Annotated in this window: 8 protein-coding genes and 1 pseudogene; all 9 read left to right on the forward strand. The window is 68.0% G+C overall.

What is annotated here, in order from left to right:
• A pseudogene (locus Q673_RS36685) lies at positions 1-486 on the forward strand (hypothetical protein); the annotation flags it as partial.
• Positions 455-745: a hypothetical protein gene (locus tag Q673_RS23115; protein WP_152527074.1), complete on the forward strand. Its 291-nt coding sequence runs from the start codon at positions 455-457 to the stop codon at positions 743-745. The pseudogene Q673_RS36685 and the gene Q673_RS23115, both read left to right, overlap by 32 nt.
• 1 nt (position 746) lies before the next feature.
• Positions 747-1439 (forward strand): TIGR03747 family integrating conjugative element membrane protein, encoded by a 693-nt coding sequence (locus Q673_RS23120; protein WP_023005026.1) that lies wholly within the window; start codon positions 747-749, stop codon positions 1437-1439.
• A 194-nt stretch (positions 1440-1633) separates the two neighbouring features.
• Positions 1634-1996 (forward strand): integrative conjugative element protein, RAQPRD family, encoded by a 363-nt coding sequence (locus tag Q673_RS23125; RefSeq protein ID WP_023005027.1) that lies wholly within the window; start codon positions 1634-1636, stop codon positions 1994-1996.
• The gene (locus Q673_RS23130; RefSeq protein ID WP_023005028.1) at positions 1996-2211 is read left to right on the forward strand and encodes a TIGR03758 family integrating conjugative element protein; all 216 of its coding nucleotides are present in this window, start codon (positions 1996-1998) and stop codon (positions 2209-2211) included. The genes Q673_RS23125 and Q673_RS23130 overlap by 1 nt, the downstream gene beginning before the upstream one ends.
• A gap of 43 nt (positions 2212-2254) precedes the next feature.
• Positions 2255-2629, forward strand: a complete 375-nt coding sequence (locus Q673_RS0118075; protein ID WP_031217665.1) for a TIGR03745 family integrating conjugative element membrane protein — start codon at positions 2255-2257, stop codon at positions 2627-2629.
• Positions 2629-3012 (forward strand): TIGR03750 family conjugal transfer protein, encoded by a 384-nt coding sequence (locus tag Q673_RS23135; protein ID WP_023005030.1) that lies wholly within the window; start codon positions 2629-2631, stop codon positions 3010-3012. Before Q673_RS0118075 ends, Q673_RS23135 begins: the two co-directional genes overlap by 1 nt.
• On the forward strand, positions 3009-3656 hold the full coding sequence (locus tag Q673_RS23140) for a PFL_4703 family integrating conjugative element protein (RefSeq protein ID WP_023005031.1): 648 nt from the start codon (positions 3009-3011) through the stop codon (positions 3654-3656). The genes Q673_RS23135 and Q673_RS23140 overlap by 4 nt, the downstream gene beginning before the upstream one ends.
• Positions 3653-3984 (forward strand): DUF3438 family protein (locus tag Q673_RS23145; protein WP_023005032.1); only part of this gene is annotated, 332 nt, incomplete at its 3' end. The genes Q673_RS23140 and Q673_RS23145, both read left to right, overlap by 4 nt.

Raw genomic sequence — 3984 nt, forward strand, 5'->3', positions numbered from 1 at the left:
ATCGACTTCACCAGCTCCGGCGGCGACCGCATCAGCACCGTGCAGGTGCCGATGATCGAGCCTGCCGATGTGGTATCGCTGCCCAAGGGGCAGGCCTTCGCCCTGCTCGAGGGTGGCCAGCTCTGGAAGGTGCGCATGCCGCTGCCGCTGCCCGATAGGCACGAGGACATCCCCGGCAGCATCGCCGAGCTCGCCGAGCGCATGAAGCGCGATTACACCACCGGCGAGCAGTGGTGGACCGCGGTGATGCCGCCGCCGGTGAACCTGGAGCTGGGCGAGCTAGGGGCCGAGCTCCCGGTGCGGGCCCGCGATGCCCAGGAGCCGCCGCTTGCGCAGGCAGAAGCCCGAAGGGAGGAGCATGGCAAGGGCGAGGACAAAACGCGCCGGCAAGGGGAGGAGGCCGAGTATCAGCTGCTCGACGAGTGGCCGCTGGCCCAAGAGATGGAGAACCGTGATGAACATCGAGACAACGCCCATGACGCCTGATACCGCGGCAACCGCCATCGTCTCCAGCGTCGCCCTGGAGAGCGGCTCTTTGAGTGAGCTGCCGCCGGCCCTGTACGGGCTGCTCGACTACGTGGTCATCGGCATCGACCGCGTCGAGCTGACCCAGCGCGCCTACCGCAAGGGGCTCTCGCCGGTGTGGGAGCAGGGCGAGCACCCCCATGAGGGGCGGCTGATCCTGCACTACCACGACCGCCGCTGGTCGCTGCTCTGCTCGCTGACGCCGGTGAGGGTGCACTGAGATGGCCACGGCAGAGCGCGCCCAGGAAACTCGACGCGGCTGGTTCTCCACGCTGTTCGGGCTTCCATTTCAGATTATGGCGGTGCTGGTCGTGTCGCTGCTGATGTCGGTGCTGGTCGAGTGGGCGGGAATCCACTGGCAGTGGTGGAGCCAGCCCGGGGCCCAGCATGCGCTGGAGACCCTGGAAACCGAAGTGGCCCGACTGGATACCCACTTCACGCGCTCGCTGCTGGTCTCGGACCCGGTCGCCCTGGCGACCCGAGCCGTCACCAGCGCCCACGAGTGGCTGTTCGTGAGGAGCGGGATAGCGGACTGGCTTGAGAACAGCGCCCATCACGGGGGTTGGCTCGGCACCCTGCATGTCTACGTGCAGGCGGCGCTCTACGTCACGCTGATGACCCTGACCCGTGTGGTCATTCTGCTGCTGACCTCGCCGCTCTTCGCCCTGGCGGCCCTGGTCGGCTTCGTCGACGGCCTGGTGCGTCGTGACCTGCGTCGCTTCGGCGCGGGGCGCGAGTCCGCTTTCATCTACCACCATGCCAAGCGGGCCATCACGCCGGTCTTCGTGGTGGGCTGGCTGCTCTACCTGAGCGTGCCCTTCGCCATTCACCCCAACGCCTTCCTGCTGCCCTGCGCGGCACTCTTCGGCCTGCTGGTCAGCATTGCCACGGGGAGCTTCAAGAAGTACCTCTGAGGCCCCACGTCGCGGGCCTTCCATGGCCTCGTCGTTATTGCCCGGAGCCTGTGCGGGCTCCGGTGCTTGCGTGCCTAGGGGGTTGAGCGAGCACAGATAAACGTCGTGTGCGGCGCTTATGGTTTCCTGCTGCGCTGCACCCTGGCGGGCGACAGGATGACGGCAATGCCAGCCAACGGATGGACTGTCTTGCCATGACGCTTCGCCGCCTGCCTCGGGCCCTGTCGCCCCTGCTTCTGACGCTGCTGACCGCTCAGTTCGGCGCTCCCTATGTCGCCTATGCCGACGAGCGCGACGGCGTGCGGGATGAGATCGCCCGCCAGGACCTGGCCCTGATTCAGGACCAGCTGGCCCAGATCCAGCGCATCGTGGATCGGCTCGAGAGTCGCGTCGGGGAGTTCGACCCCGATACCACCCGCGTCTTCCTGGATGTGCCGCGTCTACGCCGTGACCTCGAGGCGGTGGCCGAGGGCATCGACGACGTGCTCGAACCGCCTCGCTTGCCACCCAGGCAGCCGGCGCCGCTCGCCGGCGACTACCTGCAGGAGCGGTACTGATGGAGGCCTTTGCCGCCGGTGCCGGCTTCGAGGCGCCACCCCTGGGCGTCCTGATTGCCGGGGTGGGCTGCACCGTGGTGCTGCTCTGGGCGTGCTGGAGCGCCATCTCCTCCTACCGAGGCTACGCCAAGGGGCGCGTCAGCGGCGACGACTTCGGCTTTGCCGCCCTGCGCGCCGTCTTCCTGGTCGTGGTGATGTTCTGGATTTTCCTCTGAGGCTGTACGCCTCGCACTTTCGTCATTCAAAAAGGAGCTCGATATGACTGCCGTGCGTTCACTCTTCTCTCGTGCCCGTCCTCATACCCAAACCCGGTGCTTTGCCGCGCTTGCCGCTGCGGGGCTCTTGCCGGCTCAGGCTATGGCGCAGGGGCTGCCCACCATGGAGGCGCCGTCGCGAGGGGAAGGGGATGGCCTGCTCACCACCCTGCAGAACTACCTGTTCGACTTCGGCGCCTTGGGCGGCCTGATCCTGGCCACGGTGGCCTTCCTGATCGTCGCCATCGCTGCCATTGCCACCTTCAACGAGGCCCGGGTGCGCGGCGAATGGTCGAAGTTCGGCGTGGTGGTCGTGGTGGGGGTGGTGCTGATCATCGCCATCATCTGGCTGGCCACCAAGGCGTCGGAGATCCTCTGATGGCCAACCGTCTCGACTTTCTGCCGACCCGCCTCAACGCCGCGCCGGTGGTGTTCCGGGGCATGACCGGACATGAGGTTGGGATGATGGCCCTGGGCGGCCTGGCCGCAGGCCTGCTGCCGGGCGCGATCGGCGCCTGGCTGCTGGGAGCCATCGCCATGGTGCCCACCGTGGCCTTCGCCTGTGCCGGCATGGCGCTCTACTTCGGTGGGGCCGTCATGCGGCGGCTGCGTCGCGGCCGTCCCGCCGCCTGGCTTTATCGCAGCCTGCAGTTCCGCCTGGCCCGGCAGGGCATACGCCTGTGGGGCGGCGAGACTCTGATCACCCGCTCCGGCCCCTACTCGCGGCGGCGGATGCGCTACCAGCCGGGAGGACGGCCATGAGTCGCTTTCGTCACGCCCTGAGCGCCCGGGATGCCCATATCACCACCCTGCGCCTGGTCATCGTGGTGCTGGCCCTGCTGAGCGCCGGCCTGTGGTGGGGCTGGAAGTCGGCCCCGGAGAACCTGACCATCCACAATCCGCCCGACCTGCGCTCCGGCAGCACCCGCGCCTGGTGGGAGGTCGACCCCTCGAGCGTCTATGCCTTCGGGTTCTACGTCTGGCAGCAGATCAACCGCTGGCCTTCAGACGGCCAGAGCGACTATCAACGCAACCTGCAGGCCTACTCGCCCTTTCTCACCCCCTCCTGCCAGCGCTACCTGGACAACGACTACGAGACCCGCAACCGTCGTCAGGAGCTCTCCGGGCGCGTGCGTGGCATCTACGAGATCCCCGGGCGCGGGTATCGCGCCAGTGCTGTCGAGGTACTGAGCCGCGATGCCTGGATCGTGACCCTGGATATGGCCATCGACGAGCAGTACGCCGGCACCCCGGTGCGCGATCTGTTCATTCGCTATCCGCTGCGCATCGTGCGCGCTGACGTGGATCCCCAGCGCAACCCCTGGGGCCTACAGGTGGACTGCTTCGAGGGCACCCCGCAGCGCCTGGCGGTGCCCGGCCGCGAGGAGGAAGGAGACCTGCTATGAAGCGCCTGATACTGGCCTGCCTGGCGAGCGCGGCGCTGGCCGGCGACGCCCTGGCGGTGGAGATCATGCACTGGGAGCGCCGCCCCCTGGCGATCCCGCTGCCGGTGGATGAGGAGCGCATTGTCACCCTGGACCGCAACGTGCGGGTGGGGCTGCCGCCGGCCCTGGCCAACCCCGAAGTGCTGCGCGTCCAGAGTGCCGGGGGCGTGCTCTACCTGAAGGCCTTCGAGGCCTTCGAGACCCAGCGCGTGCGGGTACAGGACGTGGAGAGCGGGGATGTGCTGCTGCTGGACCTCTCGGCCCGGGAGGGAGCCAGCAGCGAGGAGAT

The sequence above is a fragment of the Halomonas sp. PBN3 genome, assembly GCF_000475415.1.
GTDB lineage: Bacteria > Pseudomonadota > Gammaproteobacteria > Pseudomonadales > Halomonadaceae > Halomonas > Halomonas shengliensis.

Bases quoted from the DNA above. Each gene is read 5' to 3' on its own strand.
- Q673_RS23115 (WP_152527074.1), top strand. From the start codon at position 455: ATGAACATCGAGACAACGCCCATGACGCCTGATACCGCGGCAACCGCC.
- Q673_RS23120 (WP_023005026.1), top strand. From the start codon at position 747: ATGGCCACGGCAGAGCGCGCCCAGGAAACTCGACGCGGCTGGTTCTCC.
- Q673_RS23125 (WP_023005027.1), top strand. From the start codon at position 1,634: ATGACGCTTCGCCGCCTGCCTCGGGCCCTGTCGCCCCTGCTTCTGACG.
- Q673_RS23130 (WP_023005028.1), top strand. From the start codon at position 1,996: ATGGAGGCCTTTGCCGCCGGTGCCGGCTTCGAGGCGCCACCCCTGGGC.
- Q673_RS0118075 (WP_031217665.1), top strand. From the start codon at position 2,255: ATGACTGCCGTGCGTTCACTCTTCTCTCGTGCCCGTCCTCATACCCAA.
- Q673_RS23135 (WP_023005030.1), top strand. From the start codon at position 2,629: ATGGCCAACCGTCTCGACTTTCTGCCGACCCGCCTCAACGCCGCGCCG.
- Q673_RS23140 (WP_023005031.1), top strand. From the start codon at position 3,009: ATGAGTCGCTTTCGTCACGCCCTGAGCGCCCGGGATGCCCATATCACC.